This is a genomic window from Streptomyces sp. NPDC002680 (assembly GCF_042889145.1).
In the GTDB taxonomy this organism is placed as follows: domain Bacteria; phylum Actinomycetota; class Actinomycetes; order Streptomycetales; family Streptomycetaceae; genus Streptomyces; species Streptomyces adonidis.
Window position 1 is genome coordinate 232,012 of record NZ_JBIAQP010000009.1, and the last position, 19,310, is coordinate 251,321.

Genomic DNA, 19,310 nt, shown 5'->3' on the forward strand with positions numbered 1-19,310 from the left:
GGAGATGACGGAGGATTCATGGACATTCGCGCCGTAGTGACGGGCTTCCGTGGCGCGGAGCCGCTTCCCGGTCTGCCCGACAGCTGGCACTGGTCGCCGGCTCCCGGCATCGACTTCGCGGGTGCGCTGTCCGCCGACGGGAAGCGGCTGCTCCAGCTGAGCGGCCGCAACTCCTACGACCAGGACCTGGCCGTCGGCACCCTTCGCTTCGCCCGTGAGCACGAGGACGCGATCTTCGCCCGCAACTCCTTCCTGGGCGCGCTCGACGGCTTCGAACCGCCCGCCGGACTCCGCTTCGACGCGGTGGTGGGTATCGCGCCCGAGGTCCACCGCTTCTACCGCGTGGAGAATCCGGACCTGACCCCGCACGTCCGGCTGACCTTCCCGGCGTACGTCTGCGAGTTCTCCGGCGACGAAACGCTCGACGAGGCCATCACCAGGTACCGCATGCTGCGCCTCAACCATCTCGGCCGCGATCCCCTCCCCTTCCTGAAGATGCGGTATGCCAACACGCGGACCCGGGGCAAGAGCACGAACCCCGGCCGGGGTTTCACCGAGCCGGCGCGGCTCGTGGAGGAGCTTCGGCTGATGGACGGCGGAACCGGGAGCTTCGTCGAGTTCGAGAACCGGCACGGCGATGTGTGGCGCGCCGAATGGCACGGCGCCTGGTTCGTCGCAGAGTGGAACACCCAGAACGGCACACCGCGGCAGACGGAGATCGACGAACTCGTCGAGTTCGCCACCGCGAGGCTGTACGACAGGTAAGGACGAAGACTGCGGTGCAGGGAGATGTGGTGCAGGGATCGCCGGGCCTGCTGGGCCTGCTGGGTTTCTACGACGAACTCGACAACCGCCCCGGGCAGCCGAACGGATCCGTCCACGACGCCGTCCGGCCCGTCGGGGAGCCGGACGAGGCGGACCTGGTGGCCTACCTGGATGCGGGCCACGTCCTCATCGACGTCATGGAAGCGGGCCACGACGCAATCACCGGCAGGGCGCACCGCCACTCCCTGGGCTGCTCCTCGCTGGTCACCGACGGCACCTGGCTCTGGCGCCTGGACTTCCCGCACTACGTGGAGACACACCACGTCCTGCTCCCCGAGGCGTTCACCGCGCACGTGCGAGGCCTGAACCATCGGATGCCGGCCCTCGTCGCAGCGCACTTCGCTCCCCGCTGCAACGCAACCTTGCCCTTGGTCGGATGGGCTTCGGCACGCCCATGGCACGAGCGGTGACCGGCAGTGGCGGCGGCCCTGAGCCGACGTGAGGTCAGACGGCCGTGTGTGCGGTGTCGGCCTTGAGCGTCTCGACGAACGCGGTGAAGGTTCCGGCGGGAAAGGAGAGCGTGCCGCGCGCCGGTTCCTTGGAGTCGCGTACGGCGACTCGGGCACGCAGGTCTGCTATCTCCACGCAGGTGTTGCCCTCGGCGCCGCCGGAGAAGCTGGACTTCCGCCAGTTCAGAGCCTGAGTCATGGGTGCGCCTCACAGTTCCTTCGACAGGCGGTGGATGAAGTCCCGGGACGCTGTGGGGTCCAGCGTCGCCTCCTCCACCTTACGGAAGAGTGTTCGAAGCGTCCTTAGTTGGGGTTCTACGTCGATGAACGCGGTGTCGGCCGCTCCGTCCCGGAAGCCGGTGTCGAGCTGGGGCACCGGCCCACCCATGTACATCATCGAGGCGCCGGCACCGCCGAAACCGTCCTGGTCGGTGGGGATGACGCGGATGGTGACGTGCCCCTGCTCGATCTGGTCCAGGATCTGCCCGAGTTGAGCACGGGAGACCTGGCGGTCGGCCACGCGGATGCGCAGGGCGAACTCGTGAACGATCGTCTCGTACGGGGTCGGGGCGTCGCCCTCAATTACCGTGCGCCGCCTCATGCGGTGCTCGACCCGGGGCGCCAACTCGCTCTCCGGCAACTCCGGGCGCATGTACCTGAAGACGGCGCGGGCGTAGTCCGGGGTCTGGAGGAGCCCGGGAACGTGGGTGATGACGAGTTCGCGCAGGAAGGTCGCGTGGTGCTCGGCCTCCGCCACGTCCAGGTTCACCTGAGGCAGAACTCCTCGGTACTCGTCCCACCAGCCACGCGCGCGGTCGCCTGTCATTGCCGTCAGGGCGTCGATCAGTGCGGTGTCCGTGCAGTCGTAGTGGGCCGCCAGCCGACGGATGCGGTCCGCGCTGACGCCCGCGATGCCCGCTTCCATCTGGCTCATCTGGGCCGAAGTCGAGTCGAGGAACGCCGCTACTTCGCGGGCTTTCAACCCGGCGGCCTCGCGCAGCCTGCGCAGTTCCGTCCCCAGACGCATCTGTCGTGCGGTGGGGTGGCTCCTCGGTGCCACGCACTCTCCCATTCTCAACAGCCGCGAAGAAATGCCTCGTTCGGGTGTCAGGCTACGGCAAAAGGTTGCATGGGCAGAAATTATTGCCCTACCGTCAGTGCTGTGGCGCACACGCTGCGGAATCCGCCAACCCCCCTCCCCACCACCGGAGTCAACGCATGCCCGAAACCGAAGGAAACGCCCCTACCACGAACGAGCCCTGGGAGTACGTCCTCCACATCCCCCACGACCTCCGCGCGGTCACCGTCTGCCGCCGTACCGTCCGCCTCGTCCTCACGATGCACGGCCTGATCCAACTCGCCGATGTCGCCGAACTCCTCGCGACGGAGCTGGTCAGTAACGCCGTACGGCATACGAAAGGGCCCGTCGCCCTGCGCCTGCGGATGCGGGACGGCTTCCTGAGGGTCGGAGCGTGGGACGCCGACCCCGAACCGCCCAACCCGCCCCCTCCGGCAGAGGAGTTGACGCAGCTCACGCACCTGGAGGAGGGGCGTGGTCTGGCCCTGGTCAGTTCGTGCGCGGACCTGTGGGGCTGGCAGCCGCTGAGCAGGGATGGGCGGCGGGGCAAGTACGTGTGGGGTGACCTCGTCGCGGCCTAAGGGCTGTCCCGCAATGTGCGTGCGGAGCGGCGTCATGAGCCGAAGCACGATAGTTGCCACAAAGGCAGGCTTGTTGTCACTCCGGACCGTCGGCCGACTCCATGGGGGTGGGCCGGCGTCCGCCGCAGCAGGCCACCACTGCTGTCGCCGTGGAGTTCAGGAAGATCGTGAACCAGGATGACCTGTCCACCGCGTCGATGGATCCGGTACGAAGCGGCTCTTCCCCGGCCCGCTTGAGGATGTCGACGCTGTCGGCCAGGCCATCGATCGTGTGGCCACGCTTCAAGGAGTGGTGCATTCGGATCCGGAAGACGCCTGCGTGCCGGTTGGCCGGGACCAGGCCGTCCCAGACGACGAAGTCAGCCCCGGCGATCAAAGCGTTACGTGCAGGCCCGCATGCCGGCGTCTGTTCGCGGAGCATGGCGATGAGGTCGTCGCGAGTCACACTGCGACCCGGTGACAGGAAGACCAGTGATCGGCTGTGTGTGACAACTCCAGTGCCTCTCTGGTGACAGTCCGACTGCTTCAACCTGGTTCCTTCGCAGGCTATCCGGTGCCATCGGTGACAACCACCGAGCCTCGGCACACTTCACGGGCACTTATCGAGCGGCGGTGAAGTCGGTCCAGGCCGGTCGCCCATGCCGTCAGCGCGGCGAAGTCGTCGATGGCGAGGCCGCGTCGGGGGTCGATCCGGTGCAGTAGGGCGGGTCCGTCGTGGTGTTCCTTCACCCAGGCACTATCGGCCTCTGTGATCTCGTCGTCGATCCAGGCGAACGCCCGGCCTTTCGCCCACGCGACGATCTCAGGCGTCTTCCAGAACACACCGTCGCCGGGCCGAGCCCGCGGCGAGGACCAGGGAATGAAGGGCAGCTCAGGCAGTCCCAGGACTGGCGCGATGAAAGCGTTGGCTTCTTCCTCCCAGGTGGTCGCCCACACCAGGTCGAAGGGAAGGGCATCCAGCGCCGGGCCGTGATTCGGGTTGAGCCAGACCCGTAGCGGCTTCACGGGCTTGTTCGGCAGCCCCCACTCAGTCAGCCGGCGCCGCTCGGCGGTCTCCCAACGAGGCGTCAGGAGGCGGTGCGTCTGATAGCCCTCGGGCCGGCGGTGCGGCTTCGCGGCATACGGATTGAGCGGTCCGTCGACATCCACCAACAGCACTGGGCGCACCAGCCCATCCCCCTTGGTTCTGCGTCGCACGGTATCGGCTGATGACGAGACCGCCCAGTGAAATTCCGGCGTAGGCATCTCCGTAAGTTCGGGCTCCGGGGTGGTGGGACGATCTTGATGTGACTGCAGTGATCACGGCGTCGGAGCCGTCTTGGATAGCCCCGTTCACCGGGCTGGACCCGCGAGCTTTCCGCAAGCTGATCACGATGCTGCGCCGCGAGGGAGCCGAAGTGCTGCGGCCGGGACGTCCATGGTCGCTACCGCTGGAAGACCGGGTGTTGCTCGTCGCCGCTTACTGGCGCACCAACATGACGCTGCGGCAGCTCGCCTTGCTGTTCGATATCTCGAAGTCCGCAGCCGACCGGATCGTCGTCCGCACCGGCCCACTGCTCGCGCTCAAGCAGCGACAGCGTTCCGCAAGGGCACGGTGCTCATCGTGGACGGCACCCTGGTTCCCACCCGCGACCACAGCATCGCCGAACAATCGAAGAACTACAGGTACTCCACCAACCATCAGGTCGTCATCGACGCCGACACCCGGCTCGTCGTGGTGGTCGGCCGGCCCCTACCCGGCAACCGCAACGACTGCAAGGCGTGGGAGGAAGCGGGCGCGAAGGCCGCCGTCGGCAAGATCATGACGATCGCCGACGGCGGCTATCCAGGCACCGGGCTCGTGATGCCTCACCGTCGCCGCAAAGGCGAAGACCTGCCCGACTGGAAACAGGCCCACAACAAGTCCCACAAACAGGTCCGCGCCCGCGTCGAGCACGTCTTCGCCCGCATGAAGACCTGGAAGATCCCCGGCGACTGCCGCCTCAAGGGCGACGGCGTCCACCACGCCATGCTCGGCATCGCCCGCCTCCACAACCTCAACCTCGCCGGGTAGGCGAGCGGCCGGACAGGCCACCAACCACGTCCCCAACGAGTCAAAGATCATTTACGGGACAGGGCCTTAGCTCGTTGACCGGACCGAACGGAAGATGGAAAGGAGAGCGGATGGTCGGCTCGTCGCATGAAGGCCTGCACCGGATCTGCCAGAAGGACCCGGCGGGTTTCACACGCACCCTTCAACGTGTGCTGCACATTCCGATCCCCGAGCCGCGTGACTTCGCGGTGCTGAACGCGGATCTGACCGAGATCGAGCCGATCGAGCGACGCGTGGACACGTTGCTGAGAGCGGAGACGGACGAGGGCACGTACCTCTTGGTCGTCGAGTCACAGGGGGAGCAGGACAAGGAGAAACGGAGCAGCTGGGCGTACTACCTCAGCTACCTGTACGCGAAGTACCGCTGGGAGCCGGTGCTGATCGTCCTGACCCAGAGCAGGGCCACGGCCCGCTGGGCGGCACAGCCGATCCGGCTGGGCCTGCCCGGCTGGCACTCGCTCACCGTACGGCCGCTCGTGCTGAGCCCGGAGAACGTGCCGCTCGTCGTCGACCAGGCCCAGGCCGAGCGGGATGTGTTCCTCGCCGCGTTCTCCGCGATGACGCATGGCAAGGGCCCGGGTGCCGCTCGAGTCATGTCTGGGCGATGCCCAGGCCAAGCAGATCTGGAAGGAACTGATGATGCCGGTCAACTACTTCTTCCGGCACGAGGTCGCTGAGAAGGTTCGGGAAGAGGGGCGAGAAGAGGGCGTCGAGAAGGAACGCGCGTCGATGGTCCTCCGGATTCTCGACTGGCGCGGCATCGCGATTCCGGATTCCGTGAAGGACCGAGTGGAGGCCTGTTCCGACCTCGGACAGCTGGAAATCTGGGCCCGGCGGGCCGTCAACGCGACCAACGCCGAGGATCTGTTCGCCGGCGGCGACGCGGGCTGATCCGCCTCATCGGTTGACCGACTGAATCTCCTGGACGGCGATCTCCTGCGTCGTCTCGAACGTCCCGTTCGGGAGGTCGCCGCCGGTGCCGTCGCTGCCCTGCCAGGTGATCTCCCAGGTGACGGAGGCCCGCAGCTGGTACGGGCTGCCTTCGGTGGCGCGGAGGTACGTGATCCCGCACGGCGGGGTCCTGGACGACCCACCTGTCGTGTACGGCGTACCGATCGAGCCGTCCTCGTTGATCGTGCAGTCGCCCGAGGCCGGGTAGGTCGTGGCATCGGGCGTACCCGGGTCCAGATGGAGGGCGACCGGCTTGGCCGTCGTCTCCGCCCACAGGCCCGTGTTGGGCAGCTCGGCGCGGACCTTGACCTCCTGGAAGGTGCCCTTGTCCAGCCAGACCCAGGTAGGCAGGTTCACCGTTGATCTGGCCGTCGGTCGGAGTTCGATCTCGGTGCTGGGGACCTTGATCTTGTCGTAGGCGTACTCGGCCAGGGTCTTGGGCGTGGGGGCGTGGGCGATCTTGGGGATCACCCCGGCCGGCTCCCAGAACATCATGCGGTTGCAGTCCCAGGAGAAGGGGTCGGTGGTGTCCGTCGCGACGCCGCGCCAGAAGTAGCCCTTCTCGCCCAGGTTGTAGTCGTCGAAGCCCTTGACGGTTCCCGCGGTTCCATCGGTGGTGTCGTAGTAGTTGAACGTGGACTTGCCGTCCCGGAAGAAGTCCGTCCACAGCTTCGACCCGTACCACCCGATGCGGGTGCTGACGTCGCCCGCACCCACCGTCTCCGAGAACGTCTTGAGCTGCTCGGGCGTGAAGCCCGGCTCGTACCAGCACGGTGGTGGTGTCCACGTGGTGTCCACCGACGAGAGGGCACCGCGCTTGCCGCCGGTCGGGCCACTGACCTGGGTGACCTTGATGTTGGAGTAACGGGCCGACGCGTACAGCTCCTTGCCGTTGGCGCCGCCGCCCGTAGGGGGTGGGGTGGAGGGCGGAGGCGTCGTGTGGTCGCCGGGGAGGTCGGCCTGTGCGACGCCGCCGGTCCACAGCACAAGGGCGGCGGCCAGGACCGGCACCAGACGCAACGAGTGAGTCGACGCCCTCATGCGGCCTTGCACTCCTCCGACTTGCCCGCGACCTCGATGACCATCGCCTTCCAGATCTTGGAGGACGCGGACGGCGGGTTCATCAGCAAGGTGTACTTCTCGTAGCTCGCCAGGCTTTCCTCGGTGCGGAGGATCTTGCCCGTCTTGACTTCTTTTCCGTAGAACTTGGCCTGGTTTCGGCAGAAAGTGACCACGATGTTCTTGTTGCTCAGCGGGGTCGCCTTGGCGTTGTAGTACTCGTCCGTGCCGTTGACGGTCCAGCCGCCCTTCACCATGGTCTGGATCTGAGACTTGGCGTACTGGGCCGCAAGTCCCTCGGAGTAGTACTTGTACGCAGGGTCCTCAGGATCCTGCTGAGTCATCCCATGGGTCAGTGCCCGCATGTAGTTCTCCGCGTTGGCGAGCGCGGCGGCGGAATTGGCGTCGGACGGTGCGTCGAAGTCGAAGACCAGGTTTACGTCCTGCGGCACAGTCAGATCCGGTGCTCCCGCACCCGCCGATGCCGACGCCGAAGCAGAGGGGCTGCCCGCCCCCGACCCCGCCCCCTTGATGTCATCCGGCGACGAGTCACCGTCACCCCCACCACACCCGCTGACCAGAAGAGCCGCTGTCGCGGTGAACGTAGCTACGGTGACGGACAGGGCGCGGCGGGCCACGGTTGATCTCCCCCGGGGTTGGCTTGTGTACGGCAGAGAACGAAGCTATCAGGGGTGCGTAGAGGGCATTTGCGTGCCGCCAGGGGATTGTGTGGGGACCGTGAGGAGTGTGTCGTGGCGGTTGCGAACGGTACGTACGGCAGTTGCCGTTGGATTGCCGTGCCCGCCCTCGACCAGGACCTCCGCCCGGATTCAGTGCCACCGCCCCCCACGCCCGAAATAAGATCCCGATAGGCTCAGTACACCCCCGCCACACCCCCGCGCCCTCTCCCACCCCACACGACACAACTCCAGGACACCCGCCATGCCGCGACGCAGCACTTCAAGCCGGACGGGAAATCCGACGGGCAGCCCGACCGGGGGCTCGTCGGGATCCGGGACTCCCAGGAACCGGACTCCGCAGCCTCTGCCCCGCCGGCGGCGCAGTTTCGGTGACTTCCTCAAGGCGTTTCTCGCGTTCGTCGCCCTCGCCGTCCTGCTCGTCGGGGTGCCCTACGCGCTCGCCGTGACCATCGGCTGGCCCTTCCCGGACGGCACGCCGTCCCTGGACTGGCTGCAGGAAGAGATCACGGTCAACACCTTCCTCGGTGTGCTCGGGGTGGTTGTGTGGATCGCCTGGGCGCAGTTCACCGCGTGCGTCCTCGTCGAGATCAAGGCCGCGCTGTCCGGCGTCGGCATGCCGGGCCGCGTGCCCGGGGCCGGGCCCAGTCAGCTGCTCGCGCGGCAGCTCGTCGCCGCGCTGCTCCTGGTCGGAGCCACGGCCGCCTCCCTCACCCCCGGACTCTCGCAGCTCGGGAACAGCTACAACGGCAACCAGCAGGGCACCGTCGCCTCCGCCCAGGCCACGCCGGGCGGCGGTTCGCTGAGTGGGATGTTCGCGCAGCAGCAGGAGCAGGCAGCCACTACCGCCGCGGCGCTCGGTCAGCAGGCCGCCGACGCCGCCAGTCACGCGGAGGTCGGGGGCCCCTCGGTCAAGGCCGAGAACACGAAGTACTACCGGATCCAGCCCCCCGAGGGCCGGCACCACGACTCCCTCTGGGAGATAGCCGAACGGCACCTCGGCGACGGACGCCGCTACGGCGAGATCTACCAGCTCAACAAGGACCGTGTGCAGCCCGACGGTTCACGCCTCTCCGAGGCAAGCCTCATCCGGCCCGGCTGGATCATGCAGATGCCCGGCGACGCCCGCGGCGGCGACCTCGTGGACATGTCCACCACCACTACCGCCGCCCCCGACGCCGGTTCCACCGTCACCCCGCAGGTCGCGCAGCAGATCAACACCTACGCCCAGACCGGCGACCACGCCCAGGGCACCGGCGGTGGACAGCAGGGCGGCGGCACCGCCTCCCTCGACACCAACACCACCCGCATCAGCATCCCCAAGCAGCAGAGCCCCGCCGAGACCTCCGCTGCAACCCCCGCCGTACACCACGAGCAGCACGCGGCCGTCGCCACCGAAACCGCCTCCGAGTCCGCCTCCGACGCCGGTTTCTCCTTCGGCCTCCCCGAAGCCCTCCTCGGCGCCCCCCTCCTCGCCGCCGGTCTCCTCGGCGCCCTCGGCCGTCGGCGTCGCCAGGCCCTGTGGCAGTCGGCGCTCGGTGCGGTCGGCGGGCGGCGCGGTATGGAGCCGCCCACGCCGACCGGCGCCGCCGCCGACGCCCAGGACGCCCTCCTCATCGGCGCCGACCCCGAAGGCGTACGCCTGCTCGACCGCTCCCTGCGCGGCCTCGCCGCCTCCCTGGCCGGCGAGTCCCGGCCCCTCCCCACCGTCTACGCCGCCTGGCTCAGCAACGGCGACCTGCACCTCCAGCTCGCGCAGCCCGCCGGGAAGCCCCCGACCCCGTGGCAGCTCGGCCAGGACCAGACCTTCTGGCTGCTCTCCCGGACCGACGCCGAGCGGTACGAGGATGTCGACACCGCCGCTCCCTACCCGGGGCTCGTCAGCCTCGGCACCATGGACGACTCGCGCCTGCTGCTCAACCTGGAGTCGGTGCCCGGCATCGTCTCGCTCAGCGGCAGCGAGTCCGACCGGGCCGCCGTATTCGCCTCCGTCGCCGCCGAGTTGGCCACCAACGGGTGGTCGGACCGCATGACCATCACCCTCGTCGGCTTCGGCGAGGACCTCACCCCCCTCGCCCCCAACCGGCTGCGCCACCTCGACGACATCGAGGCCCTGGTGGAGACCATGGAGGCCGAGACCCGGCAGCGGCGCGGTGCGCTGGGCGCGGCCGGCCACGACTCCGTACTCACCGGACGCACCGGCCCTGCCCAGCACACCCGTTGGGCCCCGCACCTCGTCCTCCTCGCCGCCTCACCCTCCGCCGACGACGCCGTCAAGCTCGCCGAACTCGCCGCCGACGCAAGCCGGTTGGGCATCGGATACCTCGTCGGCACCGACAGCGGTGATCTGCCCGGCGCCGCCTGGGAGATGGAGATCACCAGCGAGGGCAAGCTCCTCGCGCCGCTCCTCGGCCTCGAACTCGACGCCCAGACACTCCCCGTCGCCCAACAGCGCGCGATCGTCGAGCTGTTCGTCGACGCCGACCCCGAGCGCACCCCTGAAGGACCGGCGACCACGCCCCCCTTCCTCGTCGACATCAGCGAGCAGGGACGGCCGGCGGTGTACGCGCGGCTCGTGGGCCCGTACGAGATCATCGGCCTCGACACCCCCGACGGAGAGCGCAGCCCGCTCCAACACGAGGCGCTCGCCCTGCTGTTGCTGCACCGAGAGGGTGTGCACCCGCGCGTGCTCGCCTCCGCGCTGTGGCCGCGCGGCGTCACCGACGACGTACGCGAGGCGCTCCTCGAACGGCTGCGTGTCTGGCTCGGCACCGACCCCGACGGCACCCCCCGTCTCGCCACCGACGCCAACGGGCGGCTCACGCTCGCCCAGTCGGTCGTGTCCGACCTCGATGTGCTGCGCTCCCTCTACCACGAGGCCACGCAGGGCAGGGGCGCCGACAGCCGGGTCGTCCGTGGACGGCTGCTCACCGACGCGCTCGCGCTTGTGCGCGGACCGCTGCTCGCCGACCGTCCCGAGGGCCGCTACGGCTGGCTCACGCACGAGATCATCGACGCCCAACTCCCGCTCCTGGTCGCGGACATCGGGCTCGCGCTCTCCGAGTTCCACCTCGTGAAGAACCGCGCCGAGCGGGCCATCGAGGCGCTGAACGCCGCGCTCAACTCCGCCCCCGGTGACGAGCGGCTGTGGCACGAACTCCTGCGCGCCACGCACTCCACGGGTGACACGGACAAGCTCCAGCAGCTCGCCGCCGACCTGATCCGCCGCAGCGGCGCGCGTGGCCTGCCGCCGCGCACCGAGGCCCTCCTCGACGAGCTGCTGCCGACGTGGCGCGACGGCGCATCGGCCGTGGGATGAGCATCGATCTCGACCAGCTGATCGTCGTGGTCGCCGCACTGTGGGGCGCGGCGGCCGGGACCCTCGTACCCCGCGCCGCCTACCGGTTCTCCGTCCCGCCCGAGGAGTCCTGGCGGGACACCTGTCCGCAAGGGCACGCGCTCGGCGGTTGGGTTGGCTGGGCGCGGTGCGCGACCTGCGCCGGACACCGGCCCGCCCCGGACGCCGGGCACGTGACAGCGAGCGCGGCAGGAACCTCGTACGACGAGAGCGCCTCGTACGGACCCAGCACCCCCCTCCTCGCCCTCTCCACCGCGCTAGTTTGTGCCGCCCTCGCCGTCGCGACCGGTACGCGGCCCGAGCTGGGGGCCTGGCTGCTGCTCGCGCCCGTCGGGGTGCTGCTCGCGGTCGTGGACTTCCGGGTGCAGCGGCTGCCCGACCTGCTGACCCTTCCGCTGGCCGCAGCCGCCCTCGTCCTGCTGGGCGTGGCGGCGCTGCTGCCCGAGCATGCCGGGGACTGGCTCACCTCCCTCCTTGGTGCCCTGGTGCTGGGGGGCGCCTACTTCGTGCTCTTCCTCATCAGCCCCAACGGCATGGGCTTCGGCGATGTGAAGCTCGCCCTGGGGCTGGGGGCCGTCCTGGGCTGGTACGGCTGGGGGAGTGTCGTGCTCGGCACCTTCGCCGGATTCCTGTTCGGCGGGCTGTACGGGCTCGCGCTCGTCGTCGCACGGAAGGCCGGCCGCCGTACGTCGATCCCGTTCGGCCCGTTCCTGATCGCGGGGGCGTTCGTCGGGCTGCTGATCGGCGCGTACGCGGCCTGACGTGAGGCCTGGCAGGGCGCTGACGTAGGCTGGAACGGTCCGCCCCACGCCTTCGAAGGGACGCCCGGTGACCGAGAACGCCGACCTTGTGCCGTTTGATGTCGCAGCCGTCCTCGACCGTGCCGCCGCGGGTGGACGCATCACCCCCGAAGAGGCGCTCCACCTCTACCGCGACGCCCCGCTGCACGCGCTCGGCTCGGCCGCCGACGCCGTACGCCGCCGCCGGTACGCGGGTACGGAGCACATCGCGACGTACATCATCGAGCGAAACATCAACTACACGAACGTCTGCGTGACGGCGTGCAAGTTCTGTGCCTTCTACGCCGCCCCCAAGGACAAGGCCAAGGGCTGGACCCGCGACCTCGACGACATCCTGCGCCGGTGCGCGGAGACCGTCGAACTCGGCGGTACGCAGATCATGTTCCAGGGCGGCCACCACCCGGACTACGGCGTCGAGTACTACGAGAAGCACTTCGCCGCGATCAAGGCCGAGTACCCGCAGCTCGTCATCCACAGCCTGGGGGCGAGCGAGGCCGAACACATGGCCAGGATCAGCAAGGTCAGCGTGGAGGAGGCGATCTCCCGTATCCACGCGGCCGGTCTCGACTCCTTCGCGGGAGCCGGCGCGGAACTCCTCCCCGCGCGCCCCCGCAAGGCCATCGCGCCCCTCAAGGAGTCCGGCGAGCGCTGGCTGGAGATCATGGAGACCGCGCACGGGCTGGGCGTCGAATCGACGTCCACCATGCTCATGGGCACCGGCGAGACCAACGCCGAGCGCATCGAGCACCTGCGGATGATCCGTGACGTACAGGACCGGACGGGCGGCTTCCGGGCCTTCATCCCGTACACCTACCAGCCCGAGAACAACCACCTCAAGGGCCGTACGCAGGCCACGATCTTCGAGTACCTGCGCATGATCGCCATCGCCCGCCTGTTCATGGACAATATCGCCCACATCCAGGGCTCGTGGCTCACCACGGGCAAGGAGGCCGGCCAACTGTCCCTGCACTACGGCGCGGACGACCTCGGCTCGATCATGCTGGAGGAGAACGTCGTCTCCAGCGCAGGCGCCAAGCACCGCTCCAACCGTATGGAGATCATCGACCTGATCCGCAAGGCGGGCCGCGTCCCCGCCCAGCGGACCACGACGTACGAGCACATCGTCGTCCACGACGACCCGGCGAACGACCCGGTCGACGAGCGCGTCATGTCCCACATCTCGTCCACCGCGATCGAGGGCGGCACGGCCCACCCAGAGCTGAAGCTCCTCACCAGCAACTGACGTCCCTGTGCTGACGATTCACGCCGCCGACGAGGTACGCCTCGACTGGGCCGCGGAGCCTCTGAAGAACGCCGCCGTGGCGGTCGACGGCACGAGGATCGCTGCCGTGGGCCCGCTCGTGGAGCTGACGGAGCGGTTCCCGGGGGCGAGGGTGCGTAGTTGGCCCGGCACCCTGGGCCCCGGCCTGGTCCACGAGGGCCCCCTCCCGGACGCCCCGACCCCACGCGAACGCGTCCACGCCCTACTGAAGGCGGGCGCGGTGGCGGTCCTGGAGGAGTACGTCACTTCCCCCGACCTCCACTCAGCCGCCGCGCGCAACGAGTTGGTCGTACTCCGGCACACGCGAACCCCGGCAATCGCAGAGGGCGAACGAGCGGACCTGGCAGTCTTCGACGAGGCTGGGCAGTGCATGGCAACGGTATGCGCAGGACGCCTGATCCACAGACGCCGGTGAGCTGTCGCTTTTAGGGGCGCGGGGAACTGCGCGACAAGCCCCCACGCACCCGCACCCGACAAACAACCAATCTCACCCCGAAAACGCCACCCCAAACGCCCCCGCATCCTGAGAAACCCCACTGCAATCGGTCGCCGCATCATCAGACGCCGAATTCCCGTCCTCACACTCCTGATCCCGAAATGTCGACCACATAGACACCCACGCAACCCCCTTCCCCTCCGCGAACGCCCGCACCTCCGCCGCGTCCGCCAACGAAAACGTCTCATTGTCGACGTCGTTCACCCCGATCATGGAAGTAAGAGCCATCCCCTTCCACGCCCCCTCGTCCGACAGCCCGAAGACGTCGGCGAGCTGATCATGCGTGGCCGTCGCGGACGTGATCGCGTACTGCCCCATGTCGTCGGTGTACTCGCTCCCGTAGTTCATCGTCATGATGTTGACGGTGGACACCTGCACGGAGTTGTTGTTGGCCGAGTCGAGCAGGGCCACGCTGTCGTCGTCGAGGCCGCTCGGCATGACGGGCAGCGTGAAGGAGACGCTGACGTCGCTCCGCTCCTTCTGCAGCAGCGCGATCGCCTTCGACCGCAGCTCGACCGAGTCGGAGTCGGTGAGCGCGTCGCCCTCGACGTCGAAGTCGGCCTGGGTCGAACCGGCCGCGTCCAGGGCCGCGCCATAGGCCTTGGCCAGCGCGGACGCGCTGTCGCAGACCTCGGCCAGCTCCTTGCCGGACGCGCCGCCGAAGGAGACACGCACCGAGCCACCGGTCGCCGTGAGCTTCGCTATGCGGGCCTTGACGGCCGAGTCGCCGATGGCCGTCGTACCGTTCCACTTCGGCGTACAGGTCGTACCGTCCGAGATCACGAACGCGAGGTTGTACGACGTCGGCGACCCCGCGCTGTCGTTGTCGTTCGCCTCGGTGGCGCTGACGTACGGGGCGAACCCGGTCGTCGAGGCCGCGCTCTCGGAGGGCGAGGCGCTCGGCGAGGCCTGCTCGGAAGCAGCCTCGGAGGGGGCCTCGGACGCGGCGTCGGAGCCGCTGTCCGCGTCGCCGTCCGAGCCCGATGAGCACCCGGCGCAGGTCAGCGCCACCAGACATGTGAATCCGGCGGCCGGCCTCAGAAAACGCCTCATCGCGCATGCACCCGCTTTCGTGATTTCCGTCTCAGGATGGAAACGTCTCAGGATGGAAACAAAGTGTGTTTCCGACGTGGACCCGGAGTGGAAAGGTCTCACACGAGGCTGTCCTTCATGAGGGCGATGAACACACAGCGGGCTCATGGGCAGCGCGCCTCGAAGGGCGCGAATGGGGCAAGCAAGCCGGACAATCGACTCCTTTCCATAGGGGGCGGGTTGCGCAGGCTTCCGGGGAAACTCTCAGAGGATGCACAGGTTAAGGAGTTTCTCATGGGCGTCTCACATGAGAACCAGAGTTTCAGTCACATAAACGCCTCCTAATGTCCGGGGAATGCATTCCGAGCCTGCCATCGAAAACCGTGCCGCGAGCCGCGGCGGCCGTCGCCGTAAGAGCGGCAACGGGTCCAACGGGTCCGCGGAAGGTCCCGTGTTCGTTGACAACTCCGGCCGCCGGGCGAAGCTGCTCCGCCGGTTCGGCACCTTCGTAGGTGTCGTCTGCCTTGGGTATGCCGTCGTCCTCGGCATGGCCTTCATGGGCTGGGGCACGTCGCTCACCCCGTCCTCGCTGCTGCCCTTCGGGGGCGGCGGCCCCCGCGGCAGCCAGGGACCGGGCGGCAACAACCAGCAGCCGCAGGGCGGCATCGGGGCGGCCCCGACGGGCGTTCCCAGCGGCGCCGCCTCCCCGCCCGCCAGGCCCTCCGGCACTCCGCCGGCGGGCGTTGCCACGGGCGAGCCGCCCGCTTCGGCACCGACCGCGACCGCCACCGCGTCCGCCTCCGCGGCCGCCAACTGACCGGAACGCAGCCACCATATGACTACGACGACCACCTCGCGCGGCCGTAGGCGCGCCCCCTCGAAGGTGCAGCGGGCCGCCGGCAAGGCCGCGGCGCTGCAGAAACCGCGAGTCATCCTCGCCCTGCTGCTCCTGCTCGCGCTGACCAGCGTGATGCTGCTCGACGGCTATCTGCGCGCGGAGGTCGGCGGCGACCAGCGCGTACGCACCGGCGCCAGTTCGAGCGACGTCCCCGACAAGGTCATCGACGGCGGGCCGATCCTCAGCTTCCGCAACGGACAGGCCGTGAGCCAGTCCGTGCCGGACAAGACCATCGCGCTCACCTTCGACGACGGCCCGAACCCCACCTGGACGCCCCAGATCCTGGAGATCCTGGAGGAGTACGACGTCCCCGCCACGTTCTTCGTGGTCGGCTCGATGGTCTCCCGCTACCCGAGCATCGTGAAGACGATGGTCGAGGACGGCAACGAGATCGGCATCCACACCTTCACGCACGTCGACCTCTCCTACCAGAGCGACGCCCGCGTCAACCGTGAGATGCAGCAGACACAGCTCGCCCTGGCGGGCGCGGCCGGCATCACGACGACGCTGTTCCGGGCGCCGTACTCGTCGGAGGCGGACGCCATCGACAACTACAGCTGGCCCGTCTACAAGAAGCTCGGCGAGGAGGGCTACACCAGCGTCTTCGTCGACACCGACAGCGACGACTGGAAGCGCCCGGGCGTCTCGAAGATCATCAAGTGGGCCACGCCGGAGGACGGCGCGGGCGCCTCGGTGCTCTTCCACGACGCCGGCGGTGAGCGCTCGCAGACCATCAAGGCGCTGCCGACGTACATCAAGAAGATGAAGGCGGCGGGCTACACCTTCACCACCATCAGCGGCGCGATCCAGCAGGAGCAGTCGAGCGCGCAGCAGGCGGCCGCGGGCTCGGCCGCGAGTGCCAGCCCCAGCGCCAGTGCCACCGCGGGCACGGGCACCGAGGCCACGGACACCGCCACGGGTGCTCCGGGCACCGCCGAGGGCCAGCAGCCTGGCGGCGCGCCCGTCGGCCAGCAGGGCAACGGGCAGCAGGGCAACGGCCAGCTCGGCACGGGTCAGCAGGGCAACGGTCAGCAGGGCAGCGGTCCGGGAGGCGCGGGGACCGTGAACCTCCTCCAGGCCGCCCACCGCACCGCCACCGGCGCGACCCTCTACGAGGGCAAGGCCCTCATCGCGGCCGTCGCCGTCGCCGAATGGGCGGTACCGGGCCTCGCGACCGGACTGGCGGTGGTCGGGTTCGCCGTCATGGGCCGGTTCGGGATGATGCTGATCCTCGCCCGCCGCCACTACCGGCAACGCAACCGGAAACGCGGCAAGGGTGGCAAGTTCAGCTGGGGACCGACGGTCACCAGGCCGGTGACCGTGATCGTGCCCGCGTACAACGAGAAGGAGTGCATCGCCAACACCCTCGAGTCACTGGCGAAGAGCACCCACCCGATCGAGATCATCGTCGTCGACGACGGCTCGGACGACAACACGTCCCAGATCGCGCGCGACGCGGCCATCTCCTTCGGCATGACGAACGTCCGGGTCATCCGCCAGGAGAACGCGGGCAAGCCGGCCGCCCTCAACAACGGTGTCCGCAGCGCCAGTTACGACATCGTCGTGATGATGGACGGCGACACCGTCTTCGAGCCGGACGCCGTGCACCAGCTCGTCCAGCCCTTCGCGGACCCCGAGGTCGGCGCGGTCGCGGGCAACGCCAAGGTCGGCAACCGCAACACGATCATCGGCGCCTGGCAGCACATCGAGTACGTGATGGGCTTCAACCTCGACCGCCGGATGTACGACCTGCTGCGCTGCATGCCCACCATTCCCGGCGCGATCGGCGCGTTCCGCCGCGACGCGGTCCTGGAGGTCGGCGGCATGAGCGAGGACACGCTCGCCGAGGACACCGACATCACCATCGCGATGCACCGCGCGGGCTGGCGGGTCGTCTACCAGGAGCACGCCAGGGCCTGGACGGAGGCTCCCGCCTCGCTGAAGCAGCTGTGGAGCCAGCGCTACCGCTGGTCGTACGGCACGATGCAGGCCCTCTGGAAGCACCGCAAGTCCCTTACGGACAAGGGTCCTTCGGGCCGCTTCGGCCGCGTGGGCATGCCCCTGGTGGTCATCTTCCAGATCATCACGCCGATCTTCGCCCCGCTGATCGATGTCTTCACCGCCTACTCGATGATCTTCATCGACTTCCAGGCGGCCCTGCTGGCCTGGCTGGCGGTCCTCGGCATCCAACTCGTCTGCGCGGCCTACGCGTTCCGCCTGGACAAGGAGCAGTACAGGTACCTGCTGATGATGCCGCTGCAGCAACTGGCGTACCGCCAGATGATGTACCTCGTCCTGATCCACTCCTCCATCACCGCCCTCACCGGCGGCCGCCTGCGCTGGCAGAAACTGAAGCGCACGGGCGAGGTAGGCACCCCGGCGGGGGCGAACTGATGAGCTGGGGGACGGATCAGCAGGGCTACGGCCAGAACCACGCCTACGGCGACAACTACGGCTATGGGTACGAGCAACAGCCGTATCCCGCACAACAGCCGTACCCGCAGGAGCCGTACCCCCAGCAGTACGTCGACTACGGCCAGGTTGCCTACGAGCAGCAGGAGTACGTGGAGCCGGACACCGCTGAAACCGACGCCAAGGAGACCAACCTCGACGACACCAAGGAGACGGACCTCCCGCCGAAGGCGAGGAAGCCGGCGGGCCGCGACCGCTACTTCGACACCCTCCGCGCGGTCGCCCTGGTCCGCGTCGTCACTTACCACACCTTCGGCTGGGCCTGGGCGGGCATGGTGTTCCCGTCCATGGGGATCATGTTCGCCCTCGCCGGCACGCTCATGGCGAAGTCCCTGGAACGTCCCGCCCTCAAGGTGATCAGGAGCCGGGTCCGCCGGCTCCTGCCCCCCTTCTGGTTCTGGGGCTTCTTCGTGATCGTCGCGATGATGGTCCACGACTGGATGCCGGGCTGGCAGATCGTCTTCTGGGTCGTGCCGCTCGGCGACCCGCCGGGCAACGCCTGGGGCCAGCAGGCCTGGGAGATCCTCTGGTACCTGCGCACGTACCTCTGGTTCGTCCTGCTGTCCCCGATCCTGCTGAGGACGTTCCGGCTGGCCCCCGTGGCCGTACTGCTCCTCTCGCTGGCCCCGATCGTGGTGTTCCACAACTTCTGGGAGCCCCCGGACAACCGCTTCGGCAGCGCCCTCACCGACCTGGCCACCTTCCTCTTCTGCTGGATGCTCGGCTTCGCGCACCGCGAGGGCGTCCTGCAACGGCTCAAGCCGGCGCTGGTGGTCCTCCTCTCGCTCGCCGCCATCGGCTTCGGCGGCTGGTACGCCTTCACCCACCAGGCCGAGACGGGCTCCTACGACCTCGACGACATCCCGCTCGCGCAGGCGTTCTGGTCTGCGGGCTTCGTGACGCTGCTGATGTACGCGAAGGCCCACTTCGAGATCGACTTCGCGGGTCTCACCCGCTTCAAGCGGCTCGACCGGATCGTGACGATCTTCAACGCGCGCGCCGTCACGCTCTACCTCTGGCACGAGATCGCCCTGGTCCTGGCCGTCCCGCTGATCGACCAGTTCTGGAACATCCCGGCCTTCGAGAAGTACCTGCCGCTGGAGAGCCAGTGGTTCATGTTCGGCGTCGGCTGGATCCTGATCGCCGTGTTCATCCTGCTCTGCGGCTGGGTGGAGGACGTGGCGGGCAAGAAGAAACCGAGACTGCTGCCGTAGGCCCGCGCACGCCTCCCCGCGCCCG

17 protein-coding genes and 2 pseudogenes are annotated in these 19,310 nt (G+C 68.6%); 12 read left to right on the top strand and 7 right to left on the bottom strand.

The features are described from left to right. The first annotated feature begins 18 nt into the window (after positions 1–18). Positions 19–765: a hypothetical protein gene (locus ACFYXF_RS24600; protein WP_389352353.1), complete on the top strand. Its 747-nt coding sequence runs from the start codon at positions 19–21 to the stop codon at positions 763–765. 29 nt (positions 766–794) lie between these two features. Further along, positions 795–1,235, top strand: coding sequence for a hypothetical protein (locus ACFYXF_RS24605; RefSeq protein WP_389352355.1), 441 nt, complete (start codon positions 795–797; stop codon positions 1,233–1,235). A 34-nt stretch (positions 1,236–1,269) separates the two neighbouring features. Here ACFYXF_RS24605 and ACFYXF_RS24610 read toward each other — a convergent pair whose 3' ends face one another. Together ACFYXF_RS24610 and ACFYXF_RS24615 are read right to left on the bottom strand one after the other, a co-directional pair. Further along, positions 1,270–1,473 (bottom strand): DUF397 domain-containing protein, encoded by a 204-nt coding sequence (locus ACFYXF_RS24610; RefSeq protein ID WP_389352357.1) that lies wholly within the window; start codon positions 1,471–1,473, stop codon positions 1,270–1,272. Positions 1,474–1,482: 9 nt separating this feature from the next. Then, positions 1,483–2,301 carry a helix-turn-helix domain-containing protein gene (locus ACFYXF_RS24615; protein ID WP_389352359.1) on the bottom strand — a complete coding sequence of 273 codons (819 nt, stop codon included), beginning with the start codon at positions 2,299–2,301 and terminating at the stop codon, positions 1,483–1,485. Positions 2,302–2,492: 191 nt separating this feature from the next. Between ACFYXF_RS24615 and ACFYXF_RS24620 the strand changes: the two genes are divergently transcribed. Then, positions 2,493–2,933, top strand: a complete 441-nt coding sequence (locus ACFYXF_RS24620) for an ATP-binding protein (protein ID WP_389352361.1) — start codon at positions 2,493–2,495, stop codon at positions 2,931–2,933. A 76-nt stretch (positions 2,934–3,009) separates the two neighbouring features. Here the strand turns inward: ACFYXF_RS24620 and ACFYXF_RS24625 are convergent, their stop codons facing one another. Both ACFYXF_RS24625 and ACFYXF_RS24630 read right to left on the bottom strand, forming a co-directional pair. Beyond that, complete coding sequence (locus tag ACFYXF_RS24625) at positions 3,010–3,309, bottom strand: hypothetical protein (RefSeq protein WP_389352363.1); 300 nt, start codon at positions 3,307–3,309, stop codon at positions 3,010–3,012. Between the two features lie 170 nt (positions 3,310–3,479). Further along, positions 3,480–4,103 (bottom strand): hypothetical protein, encoded by a 624-nt coding sequence (locus ACFYXF_RS24630; protein WP_389352677.1) that lies wholly within the window; start codon positions 4,101–4,103, stop codon positions 3,480–3,482. A gap of 116 nt (positions 4,104–4,219) precedes the next feature. On the opposite strand from ACFYXF_RS24630, the pseudogene ACFYXF_RS24635 reads away from it, so the two are divergent. Together ACFYXF_RS24635 and ACFYXF_RS24640 are read left to right on the top strand one after the other, a co-directional pair. Beyond that, positions 4,220–4,986, top strand: a pseudogene (locus tag ACFYXF_RS24635) (transposase). A gap of 110 nt (positions 4,987–5,096) precedes the next feature. After that, positions 5,097–5,916, top strand: a pseudogene (locus tag ACFYXF_RS24640) (hypothetical protein). Between the two features lie 6 nt (positions 5,917–5,922). Here ACFYXF_RS24640 and ACFYXF_RS24645 read toward each other — a convergent pair. Further along, positions 5,923–7,017: a hypothetical protein gene (locus ACFYXF_RS24645; protein WP_389352365.1), complete on the bottom strand. Its 1,095-nt coding sequence runs from the start codon at positions 7,015–7,017 to the stop codon at positions 5,923–5,925. Continuing rightward, positions 7,014–7,487: a hypothetical protein gene (locus ACFYXF_RS24650; RefSeq protein ID WP_389352367.1), complete on the bottom strand. Its 474-nt coding sequence runs from the start codon at positions 7,485–7,487 to the stop codon at positions 7,014–7,016. The genes ACFYXF_RS24645 and ACFYXF_RS24650 overlap by 4 nt, the downstream gene beginning before the upstream one ends. 490 nt (positions 7,488–7,977) lie before the next feature. Here ACFYXF_RS24650 and ACFYXF_RS24655 point away from each other — a divergent pair, with 490 nt between their 5' ends. The 4 genes from ACFYXF_RS24655 (at position 7,978) to ACFYXF_RS24670 (ending at position 13,588) form a co-directional block, all read left to right on the top strand. Next, on the top strand, positions 7,978–11,052 hold the full coding sequence (locus ACFYXF_RS24655; RefSeq protein ID WP_389352369.1) for a BTAD domain-containing putative transcriptional regulator: 3,075 nt from the start codon (positions 7,978–7,980) through the stop codon (positions 11,050–11,052). Then, complete coding sequence (locus tag ACFYXF_RS24660; RefSeq protein WP_389352371.1) at positions 11,049–11,852, top strand: prepilin peptidase; 804 nt, start codon at positions 11,049–11,051, stop codon at positions 11,850–11,852. Before ACFYXF_RS24655 ends, ACFYXF_RS24660 begins: the two co-directional genes overlap by 4 nt. A gap of 67 nt (positions 11,853–11,919) precedes the next feature. After that, positions 11,920–13,134, top strand: a complete 1,215-nt coding sequence (mqnC, locus tag ACFYXF_RS24665) for a cyclic dehypoxanthinyl futalosine synthase (protein WP_389352373.1) — start codon at positions 11,920–11,922, stop codon at positions 13,132–13,134. A gap of 7 nt (positions 13,135–13,141) precedes the next feature. After that, positions 13,142–13,588, top strand: a complete 447-nt coding sequence (locus tag ACFYXF_RS24670; RefSeq protein ID WP_389352375.1) for a hypothetical protein — start codon at positions 13,142–13,144, stop codon at positions 13,586–13,588. Between the two features lie 72 nt (positions 13,589–13,660). On the opposite strand, the gene ACFYXF_RS24675 is transcribed toward ACFYXF_RS24670, so the two are convergent. Further along, entirely contained in the window at positions 13,661–14,722 is a 1,062-nt protein-coding gene (locus ACFYXF_RS24675; protein ID WP_389352377.1) for a chitinase, read from the bottom strand. A gap of 430 nt (positions 14,723–15,152) precedes the next feature. Here ACFYXF_RS24675 and ACFYXF_RS24680 point away from each other — a divergent pair, with 430 nt between their 5' ends. Genes ACFYXF_RS24680 through ACFYXF_RS24690 form a run of 3 tightly spaced genes read left to right on the top strand, consistent with a single transcriptional unit; the run spans position 15,153 to position 19,285 of the window. Further along, positions 15,153–15,518 (top strand): hypothetical protein, encoded by a 366-nt coding sequence (locus tag ACFYXF_RS24680; protein ID WP_389352379.1) that lies wholly within the window; start codon positions 15,153–15,155, stop codon positions 15,516–15,518. An 18-nt stretch (positions 15,519–15,536) separates the two neighbouring features. After that, a complete protein-coding gene (locus ACFYXF_RS24685) occupies positions 15,537–17,993 on the top strand; it encodes a bifunctional polysaccharide deacetylase/glycosyltransferase family 2 protein (protein WP_389352381.1) in 2,457 nt (818 codons plus the stop codon). Next, a complete protein-coding gene (locus ACFYXF_RS24690) occupies positions 17,993–19,285 on the top strand; it encodes an acyltransferase (RefSeq protein ID WP_389352383.1) in 1,293 nt (430 codons plus the stop codon). The genes ACFYXF_RS24685 and ACFYXF_RS24690 overlap by 1 nt, the downstream gene beginning before the upstream one ends. Positions 19,286–19,310: the final 25 nt, after the last annotated feature.